This is a genomic window from Amycolatopsis sp. TNS106, from assembly GCF_019330265.1.
Taxonomy (GTDB): Bacteria; Actinomycetota; Actinomycetes; order Mycobacteriales; family Pseudonocardiaceae; genus Amycolatopsis; species Amycolatopsis lurida.
The window spans coordinates 717,775-741,772 of the sequence record NZ_CP024972.1; the positions used below are offsets into that span (position 1 = coordinate 717,775).

Annotated in this window: 16 protein-coding genes and 1 pseudogene; 14 read left to right on the top strand and 3 right to left on the bottom strand. The window is 69.4% G+C overall.

Features of this window, described 5'->3' with window-relative positions; genetic code table 11:
- Positions 1–57 precede the first annotated feature (57 nt).
- The 8 genes from CVV72_RS03465 (at position 58) to CVV72_RS03500 (ending at position 10,978) form a co-directional block, all read left to right on the top strand.
- The gene (locus CVV72_RS03465; protein ID WP_219150997.1) at positions 58–1,569 is read left to right on the top strand and encodes a sodium:solute symporter family protein; all 1,512 of its coding nucleotides are present in this window, start codon (positions 58–60) and stop codon (positions 1,567–1,569) included.
- 46 nt (positions 1,570–1,615) lie between these two features.
- Positions 1,616–2,560 (top strand): 5-dehydro-4-deoxyglucarate dehydratase, encoded by a 945-nt coding sequence (locus CVV72_RS03470; RefSeq protein WP_219150998.1) that lies wholly within the window; start codon positions 1,616–1,618, stop codon positions 2,558–2,560.
- Positions 2,561–2,562: 2 nt separating this feature from the next.
- Positions 2,563–3,819, top strand: a complete 1,257-nt coding sequence (locus tag CVV72_RS03475) for a glucarate dehydratase family protein (protein WP_219150999.1) — start codon at positions 2,563–2,565, stop codon at positions 3,817–3,819.
- 4 nt (positions 3,820–3,823) lie between these two features.
- Entirely contained in the window at positions 3,824–4,969 is a 1,146-nt protein-coding gene (locus CVV72_RS03480; protein WP_219151000.1) for a hypothetical protein, read from the top strand.
- A 14-nt stretch (positions 4,970–4,983) separates the two neighbouring features.
- The gene (locus CVV72_RS03485; RefSeq protein ID WP_219151001.1) at positions 4,984–6,441 is read left to right on the top strand and encodes an aldehyde dehydrogenase (NADP(+)); all 1,458 of its coding nucleotides are present in this window, start codon (positions 4,984–4,986) and stop codon (positions 6,439–6,441) included.
- A gap of 107 nt (positions 6,442–6,548) precedes the next feature.
- Positions 6,549–8,891 carry a polysaccharide lyase 8 family protein gene (locus tag CVV72_RS03490; RefSeq protein ID WP_219151002.1) on the top strand — a complete coding sequence of 781 codons (2,343 nt, stop codon included), beginning with the start codon at positions 6,549–6,551 and terminating at the stop codon, positions 8,889–8,891.
- 70 nt (positions 8,892–8,961) lie between these two features.
- Positions 8,962–10,110 (top strand): epoxide hydrolase family protein, encoded by a 1,149-nt coding sequence (locus tag CVV72_RS03495; protein ID WP_219151003.1) that lies wholly within the window; start codon positions 8,962–8,964, stop codon positions 10,108–10,110.
- A 70-nt stretch (positions 10,111–10,180) separates the two neighbouring features.
- Positions 10,181–10,978 (top strand): alpha/beta fold hydrolase, encoded by a 798-nt coding sequence (locus CVV72_RS03500; protein ID WP_219151004.1) that lies wholly within the window; start codon positions 10,181–10,183, stop codon positions 10,976–10,978.
- On the opposite strand, the gene CVV72_RS03505 is transcribed toward CVV72_RS03500, so the two are convergent.
- Positions 10,971–11,900, bottom strand: coding sequence for a LysR family transcriptional regulator (locus tag CVV72_RS03505; RefSeq protein WP_219151005.1), 930 nt, complete (start codon positions 11,898–11,900; stop codon positions 10,971–10,973). The genes CVV72_RS03500 and CVV72_RS03505 overlap by 8 nt on opposite strands.
- Positions 11,901–12,123: 223 nt before the next feature.
- Between CVV72_RS03505 and CVV72_RS41480 the strand changes: the two are divergent.
- Positions 12,124–13,017 (top strand): annotated as a pseudogene (locus tag CVV72_RS41480) (MFS transporter); the annotation flags it as partial.
- Positions 13,018–13,037: 20 nt separating this feature from the next.
- Here CVV72_RS41480 and CVV72_RS03510 read toward each other — a convergent pair.
- Positions 13,038–15,851 (bottom strand): BTAD domain-containing putative transcriptional regulator, encoded by a 2,814-nt coding sequence (locus CVV72_RS03510; protein ID WP_219151006.1) that lies wholly within the window; start codon positions 15,849–15,851, stop codon positions 13,038–13,040.
- A gap of 123 nt (positions 15,852–15,974) precedes the next feature.
- Between CVV72_RS03510 and CVV72_RS03515 the strand changes: the two genes are divergently transcribed.
- Complete coding sequence (locus tag CVV72_RS03515; protein ID WP_219151007.1) at positions 15,975–16,463, top strand: hypothetical protein; 489 nt, start codon at positions 15,975–15,977, stop codon at positions 16,461–16,463.
- Between the two features lie 57 nt (positions 16,464–16,520).
- Here the strand turns inward: CVV72_RS03515 and CVV72_RS03520 are convergent, their stop codons facing one another.
- Positions 16,521–17,333, bottom strand: a complete 813-nt coding sequence (locus CVV72_RS03520) for an SAM-dependent methyltransferase (RefSeq protein ID WP_219153801.1) — start codon at positions 17,331–17,333, stop codon at positions 16,521–16,523.
- A gap of 172 nt (positions 17,334–17,505) precedes the next feature.
- Here CVV72_RS03520 and CVV72_RS03525 point away from each other — a divergent pair, with 172 nt between their 5' ends.
- The 4 genes from CVV72_RS03525 to CVV72_RS03540 all read left to right on the top strand — a co-directional run bounded on the left by CVV72_RS03525 (position 17,506) and on the right by CVV72_RS03540 (position 23,992).
- Entirely contained in the window at positions 17,506–18,849 is a 1,344-nt protein-coding gene (locus CVV72_RS03525; protein ID WP_219151008.1) for a cytochrome P450, read from the top strand.
- 76 nt (positions 18,850–18,925) lie between these two features.
- A complete protein-coding gene (locus CVV72_RS03530; protein WP_219151009.1) occupies positions 18,926–19,975 on the top strand; it encodes an alpha/beta hydrolase in 1,050 nt (349 codons plus the stop codon).
- Positions 19,976–20,080: 105 nt separating this feature from the next.
- Complete coding sequence (locus CVV72_RS03535; RefSeq protein ID WP_219151010.1) at positions 20,081–22,195, top strand: EAL domain-containing protein; 2,115 nt, start codon at positions 20,081–20,083, stop codon at positions 22,193–22,195.
- 225 nt (positions 22,196–22,420) lie between these two features.
- Entirely contained in the window at positions 22,421–23,992 is a 1,572-nt protein-coding gene (locus CVV72_RS03540; protein ID WP_219153802.1) for a substrate-binding and VWA domain-containing protein, read from the top strand.
- Positions 23,993–23,998 lie beyond the last annotated feature (6 nt).

Sequence of the window (23,998 nt, forward strand, 5' to 3'; positions counted from 1 at the left end):
GTTCATGAATGTGAACAGGTCGGGCTGGGCCTTCGTGAACGCGGAGAGGAGTCAACGGTGCACGTACTCGACTGGGCGATGGTCTGCGCGTATTTCGCGTTGATGGTCGTGATCGGCTGGTGGTCGCACAAGCGGATCCACGATGTGAAGGACTTCTTCACCGCCGGCGGCCGAATGCCCTGGTGGCTGACCGGGATCTCGCATCACATGTCCGGCTACAGCGCGGTGCTGTTCGTGGCCTACGCGGGCGTGGCCTATACGAGCGGGATCACCGTCTATTTCTGGGGCATGGCCAGCATCGGCATCGGCGTCGGTATCGGCAGCTGGCTGTTCGCCGCCCGGTGGAACCGGCTCCGGTCGAAGCTGGGGGTCGCGTCCCCGCTCGAGTACCTCGCGCGGCGGTTCAACGTCCCGACCCAGCAGGCCCTCGCGTGGAGCGGAAGCCTGCTGAAGATCTTCGACATCGCGGCGAAGTGGTTCGCGATCGCCACGATCCTCAACGTCTTCGCCGGGGTGGACTACACCTGGGGCATCATCATCACCGGTTCGGTCACGCTGGTCTACTGCACCGTCGGCGGTCTCTGGGCCGACGCGCTCACCGACTTCGGCCAGTTCGTGATCCAGGCCATCGCGGCCATCGCCATGCTCTGGGTGGTGCTGGGCAAACTCGGCGGCGTCTCGGGTCTGTGGACGATGTGGGGCGATCTCCCGCCGAGCCACCTCAACCCGACCACGTCGAAGTTCACCACGGTCGTGTTGCTCGTCTATGTACTGGTGAAGACGCTGGAGTACAACGGCGGTATGTGGAACCTGGCGCAGCGCTACATGGCCGCGCCGGACACGCACGCGGCACGCCGGGGCGCGCGGCTCTCCTCGATCCTGTACCTGGTGTGGCCGCTGTTCATGATGTTCCCGATGTTCGCGGCTCCGCTGCTGATCCCGAACATCGAGAACCCGGACAACGCGTACGCGATCATGACGACGACGTTCCTGCCGCCGGGCCTGATCGGGCTGGTGCTGGCGGGCATCTTCTCCCACACGATGGCGATGGTGTCGTCCGACGCGAACGCGATCTCCGCGGTCATCACCCGTGACATGCTGCCCGTGCTGATCAAGAAGACCCGGCGATGGACCGAGGCGCAGGGTCTGCTGGCCGCTCGCATCACGACCGCGATCTTCATCGTGCTGACCATGGCGGTCGCCACGCAGGCCCCCAAACTCGGCGGTGTGCTCGGGATCGTGGTGCTCTGGGTCGCGGCCCTGATGGGCCCGATCTCGGTGCCGCTGCTGCTCGGCATGCTGCCGTGGTTCCGCCGATCCGGCTCCCGCGCGGCGCTGATCTCGTGGGCGGGCGGTCTCATCGCCTACGCGATCGCCTACTACGGCTACAAGGCCACCCTCGCGGTCACCGTGTCCACCCCGATCCTGGTCTCGCTGGGGCTCTTCATCGGGCTCGGCTACCTCATGCCCGAGCGCAAGGCCACCACCGACGAGCTCATCGACACGATCGACCGCGACGACGACGTCCTACCCCGCAAGTCGCAGGACGGCACCACCGTGCCCGCCTGACCGGGCCCGTACCCGGGACCATCCACAAAGAACGAAAGAGAAATCCATGGCACAGCCCAAGATCGAACTCGACGGCCTACTGGCGTTCCCCTTGACCCCCTTCACCGAGGGGCTGGAACTCAACCTCGACGCGTTCGCGGAAACCGTCGAGAGCCACGTGGCCGCCGGAGCCGGCGCGCTGTTCGTCGCCTGCGGTACGGGCGAATTCAGCTCGCTGTCCCCGGACGAGCACGCAGCGATCCTGCGCAAGGCTCGTGAGGTCGTCGCCGGGCGGGTGCCCGTGTGGGTCGGGGCGGGCGGCGGTGCGGCGTCGGCCCGGGCCGGGATCGCGGCGGCGGAGGCGGGCGGCGCGGACGGTGTCCTCCTCCTGCCGCCCTACCTGGTCACCGGCCCGCCGTCCGGGCTCGTCGATCACGTCCGGTACGCCGTCGGGGAGTCCTCGATCCCGGTGATCGTCTATCACCGTTCCACCGGCGTGTTCACCCCGGACTCGGCCGTGGACCTGCTCGGCATCCCGTCGGTGGTCGGCATCAAGGACGGTTTCGGCGACGTCGAGCTCATGAGCCGGATCATCACCACGATCCGCTCCGTCGGCACCGATCGGGCCAGGGATTTCCTGTTCTTCAACGGTCTTCCGACGGCGGAGGTCTCCGCGCGCGCCTACGCCGCGGTCGGCGTGGCGCGGTACTCCTCGGCCGTGCACTGCTTCGCCCCCGAGATCGCGGCCCGGTTCCACCGCGCGCTCGCGGAAAACGACGACGCCGTCATGGAGGCGCTCCTCGCCGGGTTCTACCTGCCGCTGGTGGCGCTGCGGGACGAGGGGAAGGGCTTCGCCGTGTCGCTGGTCAAGGCCGCCGCGCGCCTGCGGGGTGACAAGGTCGGCTCGGTCCGGCCGCCGCTGGTCGAGCCCACCGCGGACCAGATCGCCCGCCTGGAGAAGATCATCGACGACGGGTTCGCGGCCCTCAAGTCCCTCGAGGCCGGTGCCTGAAGATGAAGGTTCTCGACGTCGTCCTGACCCCGGTCGCCTTCGCCGACCCTCCGCTGCTCAACGCGATGGGCGTGCACGAGCCCTTCGCGCTGCGCGGCGTCGTCCAGCTGATCTGCGAGGACGGCGTGGTCGGCCTCGGCGAGTCCTACGGTGACCTCGCGTTCCTCGACCAGGTCCGGAAGGTGCTTCCGGAACTCAAGGGGCACGACGTGTTCGACCTGCCCGGCCTTCGCCGCAAGGTCGCCACCACCCTCGGCGAGGTCGTCTTCGCCGACGCGCACGGGCTCACCGGCGGTTTCTCCGTCAGCAAGACCGTCGCCAGCGTGTACTCGCTGTTCGAGGTGGCCGCGCTCGACGCGCAGGGCCACTATCTCGGCAGGCCGGTGGTGGACCTGCTCGGCGGCAAGGCACGCGACGCCGTCGACTTCTCCGCCTACCTGTTCTACAAGTTCGGCGCTCACATCGGCGCCGAAGAGGACTCGTGGGGCGAGGTGACCACGCCGGAGGCGCTCGTCGGCGAGGCACGCCGCATGGTGGAGGAGTACGGCTTCGGCTCCATCAAGCTCAAGGGCGGCGCGTTCGACCCCGACCAGGAGATGGCCGGGATCCGCGCGCTCGCCGACGCGTTCCCGGACCACCCGCTCCGCATCGACCCGAACGCGGCGTGGACCGTCGAGACCGGGATCCGGGTCGCCGAAGAACTCGACGGCGTCCTGGAGTACCTCGAAGACCCGACGCCGGGCATCGAGGGCATGGCGAGGGTCGCGGAGAAGGCGAACATGCCGCTGGCCACGAACATGTGCGTCGTGCGCTTCGCGGACATCGAGCCGGCGTTCCGGCAGCGGGCGGTCGGCGTAATACTTTCGGACCATCATTACTGGGGTGGGCTGCGGGACACCCAAGCCCTCTCGACCACGGCGGAATGCTTCGACGTGGGGCTTTCCATGCATTCGAACAGTCATCTCGGGATCAGCCTGGCCGCTATGGTGCACGTGGCCGCGGCGACGCCGCACCTGACCTACGCCTGCGACACCCACTGGCCGTGGAAGACGGCCGACGTCATCGCCCCGGGTGCGCTGGAGTTCGCCGACGGTGCGGTCGCGGTGCCCGACAAGCCCGGGCTCGGGGTCGAACTCGACCCCGACGCGCTGGCGCGGGCCCATGAAGATTATGTCCGAAGTGGACAGACAAAACGGGATGACGTGACCTATATGCGGAAGTTCGTCGGAAGCTTCGAACCGAATACGGCACGGTGGTGACGGGGTGAAGGTCACCGGATACGCCTACCCCTGGGACGTCGTCGACGATCCCGGCTTCGTCGAGCGGGTAAGGGAGCTCGGCGTCGACGAGGTCGCCGTCGCCGTGTCGTACCACAGCGCCCGCGCGGCGACGCCCTGGTCGCCCGAGCGCACTTCGGTCGTCGCGCGCCACGCGGCGCTGTACCGGCCGGTGCGCGAGGAGGGGTGGGGTGAGCTGAAACCCGCCGAACCGGACTGGGTCGAAAGCCGCGACAGCGCGGGCGACGCCGTCCGGATGCTGAACGAGGCGGGCGTCCCGGTGGCGGCGTGGCTCGTGCTGACCCACAATTCGCAGCTGGGCACGGAGTTCCCGGACTACACCGTGCGCAACTGTTTCGGCGAGCGGTACCCCTGGGCGCTGTGCCCCGGTCAGCCCGCCGTCCGCGAGTACGCCGCGAACGTGACGGCGGAAAGCCTCGCCGGGCTCGACTTCGCCTCGGTCGTCCTCGAGGCCTGCGGTCCGCTCGGCGCCGTGCACCAGCACCAGCACGAGAAGACCGACGGCGTCTGGTCGCCCGCGGTGGCCCGGCTGCTCTCGATCTGCTGCTGCGACGAGTGTCTCGACACCTGGGCCGCGGCGGGGCAGGACCCGGGGAAGGCGCTGGGCAAGCTGCGGGCCGAGGTCCGGCGGCTGATCGACAGCGGTGACCTCCGGGCGACCGAGGACAAGATCCTGCCCACCCTGCGGCAGGTCCTGCTCGACACGCGGCAGCGGGCGACCGACGCCCTCCGGCGCGAGGTCCTCGCGAAGATCCCGTCCGGGCCCCGGATCGTGCTGCACGGCGCGATGGACCCGTGGGTCACCGGCGCGCTGCCGGGGCTGACGCCGTCGGCCCCGGACGACGTCGACGCGGTGGTGCTGCAGAACTGGGTACCCGGCCGTCCCAGCGTCGGCGCGGTCGCGGCGGCGCGGGCGAAACTGCCGGAGAAGGTCGCCGTCGGCAGCTACATCACCGCGGTGGCGGCCAGCCCGGTTCCCGACATCGAGGCCTACACCACCGAACTCGGCAAGGCAGGCGCCACCGAGCTGCACCTGTACCACCTCGGCCTCGCCGGCCCGGGGCGCTGGGCGGATCTCATCGCCGCCGTCAGCGCCGCGCAAGAACTCTAGGAGACACAAGAACCATGAGCCAGGCAACGGATCCCGCCACGCTCGACCAGATCCTCGCGGCCGCCGCCGCTGCGGCAGGCACGGCGGCGGCCGCGACCCCAGCGCAGCGCGCCGGATGGCTGAACGCGGCCGCGGACGCCCTCGACGCGGCTGCCGACGAGCTGATCACGCTGGCCAACCGGGAGACGCATCTCCCGATCTCGCCGCGCCTGCAGGGAGAGCTGAAGCGCGCGACGTTCCAGCTGCGCCTGTTCGGCGAGGTGCTGGCCGACGGTTCGTTTCTCGGTGCCACGGTCGATCACGCGGACGCCGCGTGGCCGATGGGGCCGCGGCCGGACATCCGTCGGCTGCTCACCCCGATCGGTCCGGTGCTGGTGTTCGCCGCCAGCAACTTCCCGTTCGCGTTCAGTGTCGCGGGCGGGGACACCGCGTCGGCGCTGGCCGCCGGCTGCCCGGTCGTGCTCAAGGCGCATTCGGGACACCCGGAGCTGTCCGCCCGCACGGGTGAGGTCCTGCGTGCAGCGCTGGTCGAGGCCGGTGCGCCGGAGGGGATCTTCGCGGTCGTCCACGGCCAGCAGAACGGTGTCACGGCGCTGAAGGACCCGCGGATCCAGGCGGCGTCGTTCACCGGTTCGGTGCCCGGTGGGCGCGCGCTGTTCGACATCGCGACCTCGCGGCCGTCGCCGATCCCGTTCTACGGCGAACTCGGCAGCGTCAACCCGGTCGTCGTCACCCAGGCCGCGATCGACGCTCGCGGTGAGTCGATCGCCAAGGGCTACGCGGGTTCGTTCACTCTCGGTGCCGGACAGTTCTGCACCAAGCCGGGGCTGCTGTTCCTGCCGGAGGGCCACGGCCTCGAAGACACGCTGCGCGAGGCCGTCGCGGCGACCCCGGCGCAGCCGATGCTCAACGAGCGTATCGCGGCCGGATTCGCCGAAGGTCTGGCGAAGCTGAGCGAGGTCGACGGCGTCGAGGTGCTGTCGGAATCCGGTGGCGCGGAAGGGATCTCGCACGGCGCGACCCTGCTCGCCACCACCGCCAAGGCCTTCCTGGCCGACGGCGACACGGTCACCGAGGAGTGCTTCGGTCCGGCGTCGCTGATCGTCACCTACGCCGATCAGGACGAACTGATCAGCCTGCTCGGCGTGATGGAACCCGGTCTCACCGCGACCATCCAGGGTGAAGAGTCCGATGTGGACTGGATCCGCCCGGTGCTCCCGTCGCTGACCCGGGTCGCCGGCCGTCTGCTGTGGAACGACTGGCCGACCGGTGTCACGGTCACCTGGGCACAGGAACACGGTGGTCCCTACCCGGCGACCACCGCGCCGACCAGCACCTCGGTCGGCACCGCCGCGATCGAACGCTTCCTGCGACCGATCGCCTGGCAGGGCTTCCCCGACGCGCTGCTGCCGGAACCGTTGCAGGAGAACAACCCGTGGGACCTGCCCCGCAGGATCGACGGGAAACGCTAGAAACCTCGTGAGTGGTAAGGACGGTTCTAACCGTCCTTACCACTCACGAGACCCACCACACGCCGCCGCCCCTTGATCCCGTCTCGACCCCCTTGGGAGGCACCGTCATGTCCGGATTCGGTCACTTCGACAGGAGAACGGCTTTGCGGGGAGGCGCGGCCGCGGCCGCTTCGGTGGCGCTCACGACCGCTCTCGCGAGCCCTTCGTCAGCGCGGCCCGCGGCTCCCGGTACGTCCTCCATCGTCTCCGGCTATCGCGAACTGCAGACCGGGATCGACCGGCCGTCGGCGGAACGCACCGCCGCGCTGGCGAACCTGGACCGGGTCGCGAAGGCCTACCACGACAGCATGACGGTCGGCGAAGGTCCACTGTGGAAGGATCTTCCGCTCGGTCCCGGCAGTGAGTTCACGACGTCGATGTACGCCCGGCTCCGCGCGATCGCGGTCAACTGGGGCACGCCAGGCGGTGCGCTGGCGGGCGATCCGGCCGTGCTCGCCCGGATCAAGGCGGCACTGGAACTGTTGTACACCAGCGATCAGTACAGCGAGAAGACCGCCGAGATCGGCAACTGGTACACCTACGAGATCGGCGTCCCGCTCTATCTGCTGCACATCCTCGCGACGGTCGCCGACGAGCTCACGCAGGACGAACTAGCCAAGTACCTCAAGCCGGTGCTGAAGTTCTCCGGCGATCCGAACCGCCGCACCAACAACCCGAGCGTCGTCGAGACCGGTGCCAACCGCGCGGACAAGTCGATGATCTCCCTGGTGTCCGGCGCGATGCTCGGCGACGTCGAACGGATCAAACGGGGCGTCGGCGCGTTCACCGACGTCGAAGGCGGGGGAGCGGCGAGTGTCATCGCCAAGCTCCACCGCTCGGCGGGCGACGGCTTCCACACCGACGGCTCCTTCCTGCAACACGACTCGGTGCCGTATCCCGGGCACTACGGGATCATCCTGCTCACCGCCGTCGCGTCCGCCATCCATGTCACGCAGGGCACTGAGTTCGCACTGCCCGCCGACGTGCGCGACGCGACGTACGCGTTGGTTTCCGACACGTTCGCACCGTTCGTCCACGCGGGCGCGATGATGGAGTCGGTCCGCGGCCGGTTCCTTTCCCGGCAAGGGGAATCCGCGCACGACATCGGACACCAGCTCACCGGAGCGGTGGTCCTGCTGGCGCGGTCGGCGAGCGGGAAGCGCAAGGACGAACTCGGCGGCCTCGCCGCGAAGTGGATCACCGAAGACACTTTCGCGCCGTATCTGGAGATCCCCGATCCCGAACGGTTCGCGCCGGGGCCGGACCTCGTCGGCATCCCCGGCATCGAGTTCGCGCAGGAACTGCTGGCGACCGGGATCCGGCCGGCGCGGACGGTCGCGACGCATCGCGTGTTCGGCCAGCAGGACCGGATGGTGCACATCACCGAAGGCTGGTCGGCCTCGCTCGGCGTCGCCTCGACCCGGATTTCGCGGTACGAGTCGATCAACTCGATGAACCTGCACGGCTGGTACGTCGGCGACGGCTCGCTGTATCTGTTCCTGCCCAAGGCGAAGGGGCATTTCACCGACGCCTACTGGCCGACGGTGGACCCGCTTCTGTTGCCGGGCACCACCACGAAAACCGGCCCGACCCCGAAGCTGGAGCCGGTGCCGTCGACGAGCAAGGATCACTGCGGCGGTGTCCGCTGGGACGCGCGGCACGGCGCGCACGCGCTCGACTTCGTTTCCCAGGACGGCACCCTGACCGCGAAAAAGTCGTGGTTCTTCACTCCGTCGGGTGTGCTGTGCCTCGGTGCCGGGATCACCGACTCCTCGGGTGAGCGCGTCCGCACCACGATCGAGAACCGCAACCTCGGGGAGAACGGCTCCTGTGTCCTGCTGGCCGACGGCCGCCTCGTCGGCGGATCGGAGTCCTTGCGGCGCAAGCGATGGCTGCATCTGGAGAAGGTCGGCGGATACGTCCTGCTCGACGACGCGGAGGTCACCGCGCTGCGCGAGGACCGGACCGGCACCTGGCGCGACATCGACAAGGGCGCCAACACCAAGGGCACCACGGTGCCCTATACCCGGCGCTACCAGAAGCTGGTCATCGAACACGGGGCCAAGCCCTCGAACGCGAGCTACGCCTACGCGGTCCTTCCCACCGCGTCGGTGCTGGAGACGATCGCCTCGGCCTGGTCGTGGCGCGTGCGATCCAACACCGCGACCGTGCAGGCCGTCCGGCTGTGGGACGCGACGCTGCTGGCGAACTTCTTCGCCGCCGGCTCCGTCGACGAGGTGTCGGTGTCCGGTCCGGCGTCGGTGGCGCTCGGCCGGGCCGGCGACGGCTGGCGGCTGGCCGTTTCGGACCCGACGCAGCGGCAGGACGTCCTGCGCGTGACCGTGCGGCGCAAGACCGTCGAGGTGCCGGTGAAGGACACCTTCGGCGCCACGCAGGTCTTCCGCGTTTAGGTGACGAATTGCGAGACCGGCTCGCCCATTTAGGTCAGGATCTGGCCTGAATGGCCTTTACGGTCACCTCATGACCGACATCGAGCAGTTCCGCATCGACATCCCGCAGTCCGAGCTGGACGACCTGACCGACCGGCTGGCGCGCACCCGCTGGCCGTCGGCACTGCCCGGTGCCGAGTGGAGCAGGGGCGTACCGGTCGCGTACCTCAAGGAGCTGGCCGAATACTGGCGAGACGCCTACGACTGGCGCGCGTACGAGAAGCGGCTCAACGACTTTCCGCAGTACATCACCGAGATCGACGGTCAGCGCGTGCACTTCCTCCACGTCCGGTCGCCGGAGCCGGACGCGATCCCGCTGATCATGACGCACAGCTGGCCGAATTCGATCGCCGAGTTCCTGGACGTCCTGGGGCCGCTCACCGACCCGCGAGCACACGGCCTCGACCCGTCGCGCGCCTTCCACGTCGTCGCGCCGTCGCTGCCGGGCTTCGGCTTCTCTCCGTTCCCCGAGCCTGCCGACGAGCGGCCGTGGGACATCGCGCGGGTGGCGCGGACCTGGGCGGAACTGATGAGCCGTCTCGGTTACGAACGCTATGGCGCGCACGGGAACGACGCCGGAGCGCTGGTGACGCCATGCCTCGCGGTGCACGCGCCCGAACACGTCATCGGTTCGCACATCACGTCCGGGCTCGGCGTGCCGACCGGCGATCCGGCCGAGTTCGAGGGGCTCACCGAACGGGATCAGGCGGATCTCGCGGGGCTCCTGGAACGCTTCGCGGGCGGCAGCGGATACGCGCCGTACCTGACGAACCGGCCGCAGACGCTCAGTTTCGGCTTCCTCGATTCGCCGGTCGCGCAGCTGGCGTACCTGGTCGAGCGGTTCAAGGAGTTCGACGGCTGGCCCGAGGGCGGGTCGCCCGCCGAGCCGATCGACCGCGACCTGCTGCTCACCAACGCGACCCTGTACTGGCTGACCGGGACCGGCGGCACGTCGCTGTGGCCTTATTACGAGGGAGCGGCCGCGATGCCGATCGACCAGACCGCGGTGCCGACCGGCGTCTCGCACGGCGGGCCGTCCGCGCTGCGCACGATCGCCTCCCGCAAGAACGACGTCGTGCGCTGGGCGGAGCACGAAAGCCCCAGCCATATGGTCGCGATGGCCGTCCCGGACGACGTGGTGGCCGAGCTCCGGGAATTCTTCGGAAATCTCCGGAAGTGATGTCGAGCGGTGGTCGTCGGCTCCGACCCAGGGACGAAGCTAAAGTGCGAAAGACCCTTTGGAGGACCTGATGACCACCTCGTTCGAGACCGTCACTTCGGCCGACGGCACCTCGATCGCCTTCGATCGCACCGGGCAGGGCGCACCGGTGATCCTGGTCGGCGGCGCGTTCAACGACCGGACGACCGTCGCCGGGCTGGCCGCGACGCTGGCCGCGGACTTCACCGTGCTCGCCTACGACCGTCGCGGCCGGGGCGACAGCGGCGCCGGCGCGGTCTATTCGGTCGAGCGTGAGGTCGAAGATCTCGCCGCGTTGATCGAGCACGTGGGCGGGTCGGCGGCGGTGTTCGGGCACTCGTCGGGTGCGGTACTGGGGCTGGAGGCCGCGGCCAGAGGCGTCGCCATGACCAGCCTCGCCGTGTACGAGCCGCCGTACGTCGTCGATGACAGCCGTACGCGGCCCGCGGCCGACCTCTTCGATCGTGTCCAGGCGCTGATCGCCGACGGCGACCGCGACGGCGCGGCCGAGCTCTTCCTGGTCGAAGGGACGGCCACCCCGGCCGAGGTCGTGAAGGGCATGCGGGACGACGCGTTCTGGGCCTGGTTCACCGGACTCGCCCACACCTTGCCCTACGACCTCGCGCTCTGCGGTCCCGGCAACGTGCTGCCCGCGGACAGGCTGGCCAAGATCGCGGCCCCGACGCTCGTCATCGACGGCGGGGAGAGCGACGCCTGGATGCGGGCAGGTGCCCGCGCGGTCGCCGACACGGTCCCCGGAGCCCGCTACGCCACCGTCGAGGGGCAGGACCACGGCGTCCTCCACCAGCCGGACACCTTGCGCGGCCTGCTCACCGGATTCCTCAGGTGACGGCTTCCGGACGGCTCGCTTGGCCGAGCAGCCCGGCCAACGCGGTCAGCGGTGGGGTCGCGTGGCCGGTCCGCCAGACGAGCCCGAGCTGGCTGGTGCCTTCCAGGCCGCGGACCGGGACGTAGCGCAGATCGGTGCGGGTGTGCTGTTCGGTCAGCGGACGGCACACGAGCATCGCGTGCATCCCCGAAGCCGCCAGCGCCATCCCCTGCTGGACGGTCGTGATCCCCGCCGTCGAGCGAATCGGGGTTCCGGACGGAGTGGTCGGCGGGGTCCGCGCGGCCTTCCAGTAACCGGGTCCGTCACCGGCGCGGTGAAGCAGGTCGAGTTCCGCGAGTTCCTCGATGTCGATCGACTCCCGCTCCGCGACGGGATGGCCGGCACCGACCATCGCGTACTGGTCCTGCGGCGGGAAGCGGAAGCCGACCGTGAGCTGGGGATCGTGGACGGGGAGTTCGGCGATGACGGCGTCGACCTCGCCCTCCAGCACGGCGGTGAACGGTGAGCCGAGCGGGATGTCGTGGGTGTGCACGGCCACGCCGTGCTGATCGCGCAGCGCGCGGAACGTCGAGGTGACCTCCTCGTAGACCATGCCGGTGAAACCGACTCGCAGCTCTTCGACGGCGCCGCGCATCGCCCGCTCGCGGGCACGATCGAACGTGCGGAGCAGGGAGCGATACGCGGGGCGGACCTCTTTGACGAACTGCGCGCCGACGCGGGTGAGGGCGACCTTCCGGCTGGTGCGCTCGACCAGCCGGGCGCCGACCCCCGCCTCGAGTGCGGCGATGAGCTGGCTCACTCGCGATTGCGAGTAGCCGAGCCGCTCGGCCGTGTGTCCGAAGTGGAGTTCCTCGGCCAGCGTGAGCAGGCATTCGATCTGGTGCAGATGTGCCTGGTGCATGGTCGGGAGCGCGTCGCCCATCTCCGGACGATAGCACCGCATCGATGAGCCTGGCTCATCGATCGATGAGGAGAACGTCGTTGTTCCCGGGGTTCGGCGGTGATGGGCTGGCGGCATGAGTGTTTCCCTGTCCTCCTCCGATCCCGTCCGTCAGCGGCGGACTTCCCCCGCGCGATGGGTCGCCGTCGGCATGCTGACCCTCAGCACGTTCCTGGTGGTGACCTCCGAGATGCTGCCGGTCGGGATGCTCACCCCGATGGCGGACGGCCTCGGTGTTTCCCCCGGCGCGGCGGGCCTCAGCCTGACCGTCACCGGTCTCGTCTCGGCGGCCACCGCTCCCGTGGTGCCGCGGCTGCTCGGGAATCTCGATCGGCGCGGGGTGCTGGCCGTCGCCGTGGTGGTGCTGGCCACCGGGAACGGGCTGACCACGATCGCCGGGGATTTCGGGCTCCTCATGGTCTCGCGGGTCGTTCTCGGTATCGGCATGGGCGCCGTCTGGGGGATGGCCTCGGCCGTGGCCGTCCGGCTGGTCGAGCCCCGCGACAGTGCGCTCGCGGTCTCGTTCGCCGTCGGTGGTGTCGCCGCCGCCTCGGTGCTCGGGGTGCCGCTGGGCACGTTCGTGGGCAACGCTTTCGGCTGGCGGGCCGCCTTCGGTTCGCTCACCGTGTTCGCGCTGCTGCTCGTCCCCGCCTTGCTGCTGGCGCTGCCCACACTGCGCCGTCCCGCCGTCGTCGAGGAGACCGTCGGCGGACGACGCCGCTCGCTGTTCCGCCCCGCCGTGGTCACGGGCCTGATCGTGGTGGCGCTGCTGGTCACCGCGCACTTCGCCGCGTACACCTACGTGCGTCCCGCTCTCGAACAACTCTCCCGGATGACCGCGGACGGGATCGCCCTGCTGCTGCTCCTCTACGGCGTGTTCGGCCTGATCGGCAACTTCGTGGCCGGTGCCGTCGCCGGGCGCAGGCCACGCCTGACCGTGCTGCTGCTGGCGGGCGGAATCGCCGTCGCGATCGCGCTTCTGGCGCTTTTCGGTGCCTCGTCGCTCGCCGCCGGGATCACGATCGCCCTGTGGGGGATGGCCTACGGCGGGCTGTCGGTCGGCGCGCAACTGTGGATGACCGCGATCGCACCCGACCGCGTCGAGCATCTCACCGGTCTCTACGTCGGCGTGTTCACCGGTGCGATCGCCCTCGGCGCTTTCGCCGGCGGCTTGGTCGTCGAGGGGGCGGGCGTCCTGCCGGTGCTGTGGAGCGCGGCGGCGCTCGCCTTGGTCGCCTTGCTGGTGGGCGCGGCGGGCAGGCCCATCGCGGCGTAAAGGTCCCGTGCGGCGCGGATGTGTCCCAATCCGGCCAGCGCGCGGGCCTCCTGCAGCCGGTAGCCGATCCGTCTCGCCGTTTCCAGCGCGAGCCGGTGCTGTCCGAGGCCCGTCGTCGTCTCGCCGAGGGCGAGGCAGGCGGTGCCGAGGCTGTTCGCCGCCATGGCCAGTAGTAACGGATGGTTGAGCCGGGAGAGGATCGCGCACGCGCGCTCGGCCTGCTCACGCGCGGCGCCCGGCCGGTGGGCGAGCAGGAGCGCGTCGGCGAGGTCGATCCGGCTCCACGCCTCGCCGAACGGATAACCGAGGTCCCGTGAGGCGGTGACCGAACGTTCGATGGTCTCGAAGGCCTCGTCGAAGTGACCGAGCCTCGCGAGGACGAGGCCGAGCTGGGCCGAACTCAGGATCGTGCCGCGGTCGTCCTCGCGCAGCGCCACCGACCGGCGGGCCGACGTCAGCGCGTCGTCCAGGTCACCGAGGACTTCTTGGGTGTTGCTGAGGTTGGTCCACAGCGTCGCGGCGGCGTCGGTGCCGCCGTCCGCGACGGCCAGGCCGTCGCGATAGAACCGGATGGCTTCGGTGTAGTGGCCGAGCATGCCGTGCAGGGCGCCCACCCGGGACAGCGCGATCGCCTCGGCCGCCCGATCGCCGGACGCCCGGACGACGTCCAGCCGCTCCAGGGCGCAGTCCATTCCCTCGGTGAGCCGCCCGTTCTCCCAGTACGCCAGGGTGAGGCTCGCCAGGCTCAGCTGGATCGCGTGCGGATCGCCGATCCGGCGGGCGGCGGCGACCCCGGCCCGCGCCACGGCGAGCAACTCGTCGAGATGCCCGCTCTCCCGAAGGTGTTCCGTGGTGTCCGCGGCGATCCGCCAGGCGTGCTCGTCGAGACCGGCGTCGAGCGCGTGGCGTGTCACCGCGACCAGGTTCGCCCGCTCCTCGCGGTACCAGCCGTCGCCATCGCCGTCGCGGTAGTGATCGAGCAGCCTGGTCGTCGCCGGACCCGATTCCTCGTCGCACGCGAGGGTACGGGCGTGTTCGGCGATCAGGTCGTGGAACGCGTAGCGGCCGAGCGCGGGCTGCCTGAGCAGGTGGGCGTCGAGCAGGTCTTCCAGCAGCCGTTCTGCCTCGCGCTCGCCGGTGCCTGCCAGCGCGGCCGCCGCGGGTATCCCGATGTCGGTGCCGGGGTTCCGCCCCAGCAGACGGAACATGCGCTGCTGAGCGGCGTCGAGCTCCCGATAGGACAGTGCGAAGGCCGCGGCCACGTCGCGTCCGGCGACCTTCAGCTCGGCCAGCCTGTCGTGTTCGGAGCCCAGCCGTTCGGCCAGGTCCGCCACAGTCCACTGTGGACGATTCTGCAAACGTGCCGCCGCTATCCGGATCGCCAGCGGCAGGTTCCCGCACAACGCGGCCACCCCCGAGTCGGGTCGCCCGGACGCCGCCGCGAACAGGGCGCCTGCCTGTTCGTCCGGCAGGACTTCGAGGCTGATCGACGCGGCACCGTCCACGGCGGCGAGGCGGCGCCTGCCGGTGACCACGAGCGCGACCGTGGCGGAACCCGGCACCAGCGGCCTCAGCTGTTCGGCGCTCGCGGCGTTGTCGAGCACCACGAGCAGTGACCGGCCCGCCGTTCTGGCGCGCCAGAGCTCGGCCCGGCGGTCCACGCCGCCGGGGAGCCTGCTCGCCGGGACGTCCAGCTGGCCGAGCAAGGCTTCGAGCGCGGCCTCGGGCGAGAGCGGTTCTCGGGCGGGGGAATGCCCGTGCAGATCCACGAACAGCTGCCCGTCAGGGAAATCCGCGGCGAGCCGGTGGGCGGCGTGGACGGCGAGCGAGGTCTTGCCGACGCCGGCCATCCCGTCGACGGCCACCGGGCGGCCGAGCCGGACGGCGTCGAGCAGGCGGCCGATCTCGGCCTCCCTGCCGGTGAAATCCGGGACGTCATAAGGGAGGAAGCACCGGGTCTTGCCGTATTCCGGCTCGTCGCGGAGGATCCGCTCGTAGAGTTCGCGGAGCTTCGGCCCGGGTTCGATCCCGAGTTCCTCCACCAGCCGCGTCCGCGCCTGGCGGTAGACGTTCAGCGCGTCGGCCTGCCTGCCCTGCTGGTGCAGCGCGCGCATGAGCAGCCCGGCGAACGGCTCGCGGAGCGGGTGTTCGGCGACCAGTGCCGTCAGTTCCGCGACGGTGTCCTCCCCGGCGGAGATCTCCTCGTCGAGGCAACGCTCCACAACGGACAGACGACGTTCGTCGAGTTCTTCGGCCTCGCCCCGCAGCGCCATACTGTCCACACCGGACAGAGTCGGTCCGCGCCAGCATCCGAGCGCTGCACGGAAGTCGCCGCGCGAGACGAGCTCCTCGAATGAGCGCAGGTCGAAAGCGCGCGGGCGCAGGACGAAACCGGGCCCTTCGGCGGTCAGGATGTCATCGGCGGCGCCCTCGGCGACGAGTGCGCGTTTCAGCGCGGTGGTGAGATTGCGGATCTGCCGGGTGGCCGTGGCGGGCGGATCCTCGTCCCAGACGACGTCCACCAGCCGGGAGACCGAGACGACGCGATCGGCACCGAGCAGCAGCGCGGCCAGGATCCGCTCCTGCCGCGAGCCCGCCAGCTTCAGCGCCCGCTCGCCGCTGCGGCACTGCACCGGACCCAGTATCCGAAACTCCATCACACCCCCTGCCGCGAGGTTAACCGGCCGTCCGCCCGCATCGGTGCGGAAGTGATGCAGCTGTGATGCGCCGCCGGGCCAGCCTGCTGGGGACGGAATACGGGACGTGATGAGGAGAACCCCATGCGCAAGCGGTATTACGCGGCGTTGGCCGGGCTGGCCGTGGCCGCGGCGGGAATCGGCGTACCTGCCGCCGCGGCGGCGAGTGACCAGCGGGCGGAGACCGAACGGCAGGCCTGTCAGCGCGCGTTCGACCACGCGGTCTGGGAGGACATGGACAGCTTCAACAAACGCGACGAGGCCCGCTACCGGGCGATCATCCACGAGAACATGGTCACCATCGGGCGCAAGGGCCAGACGATCATCGGCTACGACGCCAACGTGGATCCGGTGGTCGACGTGCAGTTCAAGCTCCCGTACGAGTGGAGCATGCCGTGGACCGTGACCCACACCGTCGTCGAGGGCTGCAAGATGGGCTTCGCGATCCTCGACGCGTACTACAAGGCTCCGTCGCAGAACATCGACCGGCACTACACGATCAGCCTGACCCTGGTGCGTGAGCACGGCAAGTGGCAGGTCATCAAGGACACCGTGACCGACGTACTGCCCTGAGGGGGTCGTGAGTGGTAAGGACGGTTCTAACCGTCCTTACCACTCACGAGGGCTGCCTCACGGTTTCCGGCCCACCCCGGCGTACGGCAACGCGTTGATCTCCGGATCCTCGGACATGTCGCCGGCGCCCTGGGGATTCCACATCGCGCAGCCGACGACGCCGGGTTCGATGACGTCGAATCCGGCGAAGAACGACAGCACCTCGTCGTGGGTGCGGGGGATGGGGTCGTTCTGGGTGCTCTTGTACGCCTCGATGGCCTCGTCGAGGCCGCTCGAGTTCGCGTCGGCGGCGACATGCGAGAGGGCGAGGAAACTCCCGGGCGCGATCCGTTCCCGGTAGCGGGCCAGTATCGCGTGCGGCTCCCACGAGTCAGGCACGAAATGCAGCAGCAGCAACATGAACAGGCCGACCGGCTGGTCGAGATCCAGCAGTTCCTTCGTTTCGGGCGCGTCGAGGATGTCGTTGACGTCGCGGAGGTCGGCCTGGATCGCCGCGCACCGGTCGTTGCCGCGCAGCAGCAGTTTGGCGTGGGCCACGGCGACGGACTCGCGGTCGACGTAGACCACCCGGCAGGACGGGTCGATCCGCTGGACGATCTCGTGGAGGTTGCCGACGGTCGGGATACCGGAGCCGATATCGAGGAACTGCCGTACGCCGGCGTCCACCATGTGCAGCGCGGCGCGCCGGAGGAACGCGCGGTTGAGGCGGGCCGCGTCGCGGATCCCCGGCATGATCTTCAGGATCTGGTCGCCGAGGACACGGTCGGCCTGGAAGTTGTGATCGCCGTTGAGCCAGTAGTCGTAGACCCGGGCGGGATTCGGCACGGTCGTGTCGACCTCGGGGGGTACCCAGCTCAGGTTCGAAGTCACCGTCGTCGCCGCCGTTCGGTCGAGGATCCGTTGGGGCACAGGAGTCTAGCGGGCTCACGGGCACGGGCCGCCATCGTCCGATCGTGTGGATGTCCGGCGATGGAACCCCGTCCGCGGTCCCGCGGTCCTAAGGTGGCCGGGTTCAGCGCCCAGGCACCGGGAGACGAGCACGATGGCACCACCTCCGGACGTCGCCGTCGCACCAGGCCGGTGGCCGGTGCTGGGGCATACCGTGCCGATGCTGCGTGATCCGGTGAAACTGTTGTCCTCGCTGCGATCGTACGGCGACGTCGTGCGGCTCGACTTCGGCCCGATGCCGGTCTACCTGGTCACCACACCGGAACTGGCCTGGCGCCTGCTCGCCGTCGACGCGGCGAAGTTCGACAAAGGCATCGTGTTCGACAAGATGCGGCCGTTGTTCGGCGACGGGCTCGCGACCTCCAACGGTGCCTTCAACCAGCGGCAACGGCGGATGATGCTGCCCGCCTTCCAGCGAAGCCGGATCGCGCTCTACGCCGAGACGACGATGACGAAAGCCGCTGTAGACCTTGCGGACACGTGGAAACCCGGCGAGGTGGTCGAATTCGACCGGCGCATGCAGGATCTCGCCCTGACCGTCTCCGGGCGCACGTTGTTCTCCACCGAACTCGGCGACGACGCGCTCACCGAGATCCGGCGGTCGATCCCGATCATGCTGAAATACGTCATGGTCAGGGCGTTCTCGCCGAAGTTCGTGGAACGCCTGCCGATCCCGGCCAACCGCGAGTTCGACGCGGCGGCCGCACGGCTGCGGCGGGTCATCGGCGACGCCGTCGTCCGGGCGCGCGAGAAGGGCGGAGACCAGGGCGATCTGCTGTCCATGTTGCTGCTGGCCGAAGACGACGAGACCGGCGAGAAGATGACCGACCGCCAGGTGGAGGACGAGGTCATCACGATCCTCACCACCGGCGCCGAGACGACGGCCGTCGCGCTCGCGTGGTTCTTCCACGAAATCGGGGCGCGGCCGGAGATCGAACGCCGCTTCCACGCGGAGGTCGACGAGGTGCTGGCGGGCGGACCCGCGCGGTTCGAGCACCTGCCGCGCCTGGTCTACACGCACCGGATCATCAACGAGGTCGTCCGCCGTACCCCGCCGGTGATCCTGATGCGCCGGGCACGGGAGGACGTCGAACTCGGCGGTGTGCGCATCCCCGCGGGGACCGAGGTCGCGGTCAGCCAGCACACGGTGCACCGCGATCCGCGCTGGTTCCCCGATCCCGGCCGCTTCGATCCGGATCGCTGGGAGCCGGAGCGCGCGGCGGAGGTGCCGAAGGGCGCGTTCATCCCGTTCGGTGCCGGTGCCCGGCTGTGCCCCGGACATCAGTTCGCGCCCACGGAGATCGCGCTGGTGGCGGCGACGATCGGCGCCCGGTGGCGGCTGGAACCGGTACCGGGCGTGAAGGTCTTTCCCAAGATCAAAGCGACGATGCAGCCGAATCGGTTGCCGATGATCGCGCGGCCGAGAACCCCGGGCTGACCGTGAGTGTCCGATCACCCCGTGTAGGGTTCATGCTCCTTCCGAGCGTCCCGATTCCGGAGAGGGTTCTGTGAGAATGCCGCTCAAACTGGCCACGGCGGTGGCCGCCTGCTGCGTGCTCCTCGGCGGTTTCCTGGTCGCGGCCCCGGCCGAGGCCGTCGACGTCCGCTGTTCCGATCTGGATCTGCCGGTCACCGGCCCGCTCGGCGAACCCGCCACGGTCCACGGCCGGCTCTGCCTGCCCGGCGGTCCGGCGCCCGGCGCGGTGCAATTGCTGGTGCACGGCGGTACCTACAACAGCGCCTACTGGGACCTGCCCTACGACCCGGATCGCTATTCGTACCAGCGGGACATGGCCAAGCACGGTTACGCGACCTTCGCCGCGGACCAGCTCGGCACGGGCGGGAGCAGCAAACCACCCAGCCTTCCGCTCCTGCTGCCGGTGCTGGCACGCTCGATGCACGAGGTGATCGGCCATCTGCGCGCGGGCCGGGTCGGCGGCACGCCGTTCCAGAAGGTCGTGATCGTCGGGCATTCGGTCGGTTCCGGCATCGTCGCGGCCGAGGCCTCGACGTATCAGGACGTGGACGGCGTGATCCTCACCGGAATGACGCATCTGCCGTCGGTCCCCGCCTTGACCCTCGGGGTACTTTTCGGCCTGCAACCCGCGTTCACGGACGGCGCGCTCGGTTCCCTCGGTAGCGATCCGCTGTATTTCACGACGAAACCGGGAGCACGTGCCGGACTGTTCTACGCGACGGAAAATGCCGACCCGCGGGTCATCGAAGCCGACGAGGCGACCAAGGATCAGGTTTCGGTCCCGGGAATGGGAACGGTCGCCGTGTTCGGGATCGTGCTGCCCGCGACGAAAGCGATCCGCGTGCCGGTTCTCCAGGCGGTCGGATCGAAGGACGTCCTGTTCTGCGGCCTTTTCGCGCTTCGGGACTGTTCGAGCGGGGAGACGCTGCGTCCGGCGGAAGCGCCGTTCTACCGGCCCGAGGCGCAGCTTTCCACGTATGTTCTGTCCGGTGCCGGACATTCGCTGGCCTTACACCGCAACGCGTCCGAATATCGGGACGCCACCCGCGTTTGGCTGAGGGACAAGGTGGGAGTTGCAGTACCGTAGGGTGACCACCCGATTGGATGATCGGTGAACCGTGAGTACGGTTAGAGAATCGTGGAAGATGGTTCTCCACCACGAATTACGAAAGCGACCCCAGGACCGGCGGACGTGACTGCCCCACTTCCGGACGGCGATGAGTTCCCCGTATCGCCGGACGCCCCGAAGAGAACTTCATCCTCCGCATCCCCGAAGCGGAAGAACACCGCGCCGACCCGCGCCACGCTGGCCCGAAAGTGGGCCTACCTGGTCACCGGTACGGCGTATCTTCCGTATACCCACGCCCAGATCGAAGAGCATTTCGCCGCCCTCCTGGACGAGGTCTTCGCGGCGGTGCTGAGTGAAGACGCCGAACCGGCGCAGGCCTCCGAAGCCGGCGCGCGGCTCGTCGCGCTCAGATGCGTCGGCCCGGACAGCCTCCGTCGCACGATGGAGGTACTCGGCAAGGGACTCTTGCACGAACCGGAGTTGCGGAGCCTGAAGTCGCTCCCCGAACGGGTGTTGCAGGTGCTCGGCGCGCTCGCGGCAGGCTACGGCGAGGCGTTGCGCGAGAGCATCCAGACACAGCAGGAGGATCTGAGCCGCACCCTGGTCACGCTCGAACGCGAGACCCGGCGTGAACTGGCGCTGACCCAGGCACGTTTCGAGCAGCTCTTCACCGGTTCGGCCACCGGCGTGGCCGTCACCAGGGTCGACGGCCGCGTCCAGCGGGTGAACCCCGCGTTCGCCGAATTGCTGAACCGGCCCGTCGCGGACCTGGTCGGGCTCAACTTCTACGACCTCTTGCACCCGGACGACGCCGAGGAACTGCGCGAGGGCTATCGGAAACTGCTCGAAGGCGAGAGCCAGCGGCTCGAGCTGTCGCGAAGACTCGTGGCCGAGGACGACGAGCCGATCTGGGCGGCTTTCACCGGCGCCGTCATCCGTGACCCGGCTGGCGAGGCCCAGCAGCTGATCACCCTGGTCGCCGGCGACACGGACGTCTCGTTGCTGCAGCGGCAGCTGAGCCGTCAGGCCCTGCACGACCCGCTGACCGGCCTGCCGAACCGGCAGTGCTTCGGCACCCGGCTGGAACGGGCGCTGCGGCACGCCGACCCGTCGTTCGGCGTCACCGTCTACCACCTCGACCTGGACGGTTTCTCCCTGATCGCGGGCGGGCTCGGCCAGAAACAGAGCGACGACCTGCTGAAGAACGTCGCCGCGAAGCTGCGGGCGGTCGTCGGCGGGGAGGACGCGCTCGTCGCCAGGATCGGTGGCGACGAATTCGGCGTCCTCATCCAGAACACCGCGGCCAGCCCGGACGTCGCCACCGTCATCGGCATGATCAACCAGGAGCTCTCCGAACCGGTCTACCTCGAAAGCGGGAACGGGGTGGCGGTCTCGGCCTGTATCGGGGTCGTGCACCGGCCACCCAGGGACATCGCGCCGAACGAGCTGCTGCGCGTCTCGGGTATGACACTGCGCCGGGCGCAGGCCAACGGTTACCGCCAGTGGGCGCTGTCCGACTCCGTGCTCGACACCAGGGAACGGCACGAGTTCGGCCTGGCCGTTTCCATGGCCGGAGCCTGGGAGACGGGCCAGATCGAGGTCGGCTTCCGGCCGCTGACGTGGCTGGCGGACAGCAGGCCGGCGGGTATCGAGGCGAGGCTCGCGTGGAACCACCCGCGCCACGGGCGGATCGGTCACGACACCTGCGTGCGTTTCGCCGACGAGACCGGGCTCATCGCGCCGCTGGGCGAATGGCTCATCCGCGCCGCCTGCGAGGAGGCGGACGACAGGCTCCCGATGGTCGTGGGACTGACGCCGCATCAGGCCGCGGACCCCGATCTCGTCGGGTCGGTGCGGAACATCCTGACCGCGACCGGAATCGGGCCGTCACGGCTGCGGCTCGGTTTCCCCGCCGGCGCCGTGCTCGCCGAACTCGGCGAGACCGTCGACAACCTGCATCTCCTCGCCGAGATCGGGGTGGACGCGGAACTGCAGGACTTCGGTGCCGCCGGTGACGTCGTCTGTCTCGTCGACGTGCCCGTGCGGACGGTCCGGATCGCGCCCCGGCTGGCGGAGCGGCGGACGGAACCACTGGCGGAACGTTCGCTGCGGAATCTCATCGACACCGCGACCATGGCGGGCGCGACGGTGATCGCCGACGGGATCGACTCGACCGGCGACGCCGGATGGTGGCGGACCGCCGGGGCCCATATCGGTGCCGGACGGTATTTCGGTTAGGTCGTTCGGCCGAACTCGCGTGCTCAGAGACGTAACTCACGTGATCGGAGGCGTAACTCGCGAGTTACGCCTCTGATCACGTGAGTTACGTGTCCGATCACGCGAGTCGCGGGTTCGGTTAGGCCGTTTGCCGCAGCGGAAGGCGCTAAGTTACCCGAGGGTTGACGTTCGCGGGCGGATTGGGCAACATCCCAGGTCCTCACCCCGCACCTCGGAGGCATGCACATGCAGGTAGGCCCGAGGCGTGGCGGGCGGTTCAACGCGCCCGTGGTCGTCTTGAGCCTGTTGCTGGTGATCGCGCTCGGCGCCTGGTGGGGCGTGGACTATCTGCGGGCACGGTTGGCGGGCAACGGTTGTGACGCGCTGACGCCGGTCGAGATCACCGCGGCACCCGACGTGGCACCGGTGCTCACCCGGCTCGCGAAGACCGTGCCGCAGGAAGAATGCTTCAGTGTCAACGTGACCGCGAGGGAGTCGGCCGAAGTCGCCGATCTGCTCGGGACCACCGCCTCCGGCGGGCCCGACGTCTGGGTTCCCGAGTCGAGCACGATGTTGTCGCAGGCCAGGGACGCCGGGGCGTGGAACCTGCCGGAATCCGGTCAGTCGGTGGCGAATTCCCCGGTGGTGCTGGGACTTCCCGACGAAACCGCGCGGCGCCTCGGCTGGCCGGGGAAGGCTCCCTCCTGGCAGGAGATCCTCGACGACTCGCCGTTCGGGATCCCGGAGCCGGCGCGCGATCCGCTCGGCGTCGCCACCCTGCTCGCCCTGCGGAAGCTGACCGAGAAGGAGCCCGATCCGGCCGCGGCCTTCACCGCCGCCATGCGCAAACTGAATCCCGCGTCGGGGCAGGCCCCGACGACCGAACAGGCGGTACTCGCACGGAATCTGGTGGCCGCGTACCCTGGTGTCCCGGTGCAGGGATTCGACTATCCGTTCGTCGTGCTGCCCAAGGCATCCGAGGCGTCGAGGACGGCGGCGGAGCGCTTTCTGCGGCTGCTGCTCGATCCGCTGGCCGGGAGCATCTTCGCCGATGAGGGATTCCGGGCCCCCGACGGTCAGTTCGCCGTGCCGCGTGCGCAGGACGGCCGGATCGATCCGGCACCGCGTCCACCCGGGCCTCCACCGGTGGCGGATCTGTACGCCGCGCTGCAGGCTTGGGCGGGAACGAACCTGAGTGCCAGGGTCCAGGTGTTGCTCGACGTCTCCGGGTCGATGGTCGCCGCAGTGCCGGGTACGGGGAAGAGCCGGATGGAACTCACCCTGCAGGCCGCGACGCAGGGGCTAGGGCTCTTCAAACCCTCCACGGAGCTGGGGTTGTGGCTGTTCTCGACCAAATTGGACGGTGACAAGGACCACCGGGTCCTGCTGCCGATGAAGACGATCGCCGAGCAGAAGTCGTCGGGCGGGGTCGAGCGGCTGCAGGCCGTGCGGCCGAAAGCCGGTGGCGCGACCGGGCTCTACGACTCGATCCTCGCCGCCTATCAGAACGCCAGGCAGAACTGGAAACCCGGCCGGATCAACCTGGTCGTCGTCCTCACCGACGGGCGCAACGAGGACAGCGAGACGATCGGGCTGCCGCGGTTGCTGGAGGAACTGGGCGAACTCCAGGACCCGAGGAAACCGTTGCCCGTCATCGGAATCGGCATCGGGCCGGATATCGACGCGTCCGAACTGCGGCAGGTTTCCACCGCCACCGGCGGCGATTCGTTCACCACCCCCGATCCGAGGAAGATCTCGGACGTCTTCTACCAGGCGCTGAGCAAGATCATGTGCCAGCCGCCGACCTGCAAGAATTGAGGCGAC

Bases quoted from the DNA above. Each gene is read 5' to 3' on its own strand.
- CVV72_RS03470 (WP_219150998.1), top strand. From the start codon at position 1,616: ATGGCACAGCCCAAGATCGAACTCGACGGCCTACTGGCGTTCCCCTTG.
- CVV72_RS03475 (WP_219150999.1), top strand. From the start codon at position 2,563: ATGAAGGTTCTCGACGTCGTCCTGACCCCGGTCGCCTTCGCCGACCCT.
- CVV72_RS03485 (WP_219151001.1), top strand. From the start codon at position 4,984: ATGAGCCAGGCAACGGATCCCGCCACGCTCGACCAGATCCTCGCGGCC.
- CVV72_RS03490 (WP_219151002.1), top strand. From the start codon at position 6,549: ATGTCCGGATTCGGTCACTTCGACAGGAGAACGGCTTTGCGGGGAGGC.
- CVV72_RS03495 (WP_219151003.1), top strand. From the start codon at position 8,962: ATGACCGACATCGAGCAGTTCCGCATCGACATCCCGCAGTCCGAGCTG.
- CVV72_RS03500 (WP_219151004.1), top strand. From the start codon at position 10,181: ATGACCACCTCGTTCGAGACCGTCACTTCGGCCGACGGCACCTCGATC.
- CVV72_RS03505 (WP_219151005.1), bottom strand. From the start codon at position 11,900: ATGGGCGACGCGCTCCCGACCATGCACCAGGCACATCTGCACCAGATC.
- CVV72_RS03510 (WP_219151006.1), bottom strand. From the start codon at position 15,851: ATGGAGTTTCGGATACTGGGTCCGGTGCAGTGCCGCAGCGGCGAGCGG.
- CVV72_RS03515 (WP_219151007.1), top strand. From the start codon at position 15,975: ATGCGCAAGCGGTATTACGCGGCGTTGGCCGGGCTGGCCGTGGCCGCG.
- CVV72_RS03525 (WP_219151008.1), top strand. From the start codon at position 17,506: ATGGCACCACCTCCGGACGTCGCCGTCGCACCAGGCCGGTGGCCGGTG.
- CVV72_RS03530 (WP_219151009.1), top strand. From the start codon at position 18,926: ATGCCGCTCAAACTGGCCACGGCGGTGGCCGCCTGCTGCGTGCTCCTC.
- CVV72_RS03540 (WP_219153802.1), top strand. From the start codon at position 22,421: ATGCAGGTAGGCCCGAGGCGTGGCGGGCGGTTCAACGCGCCCGTGGTC.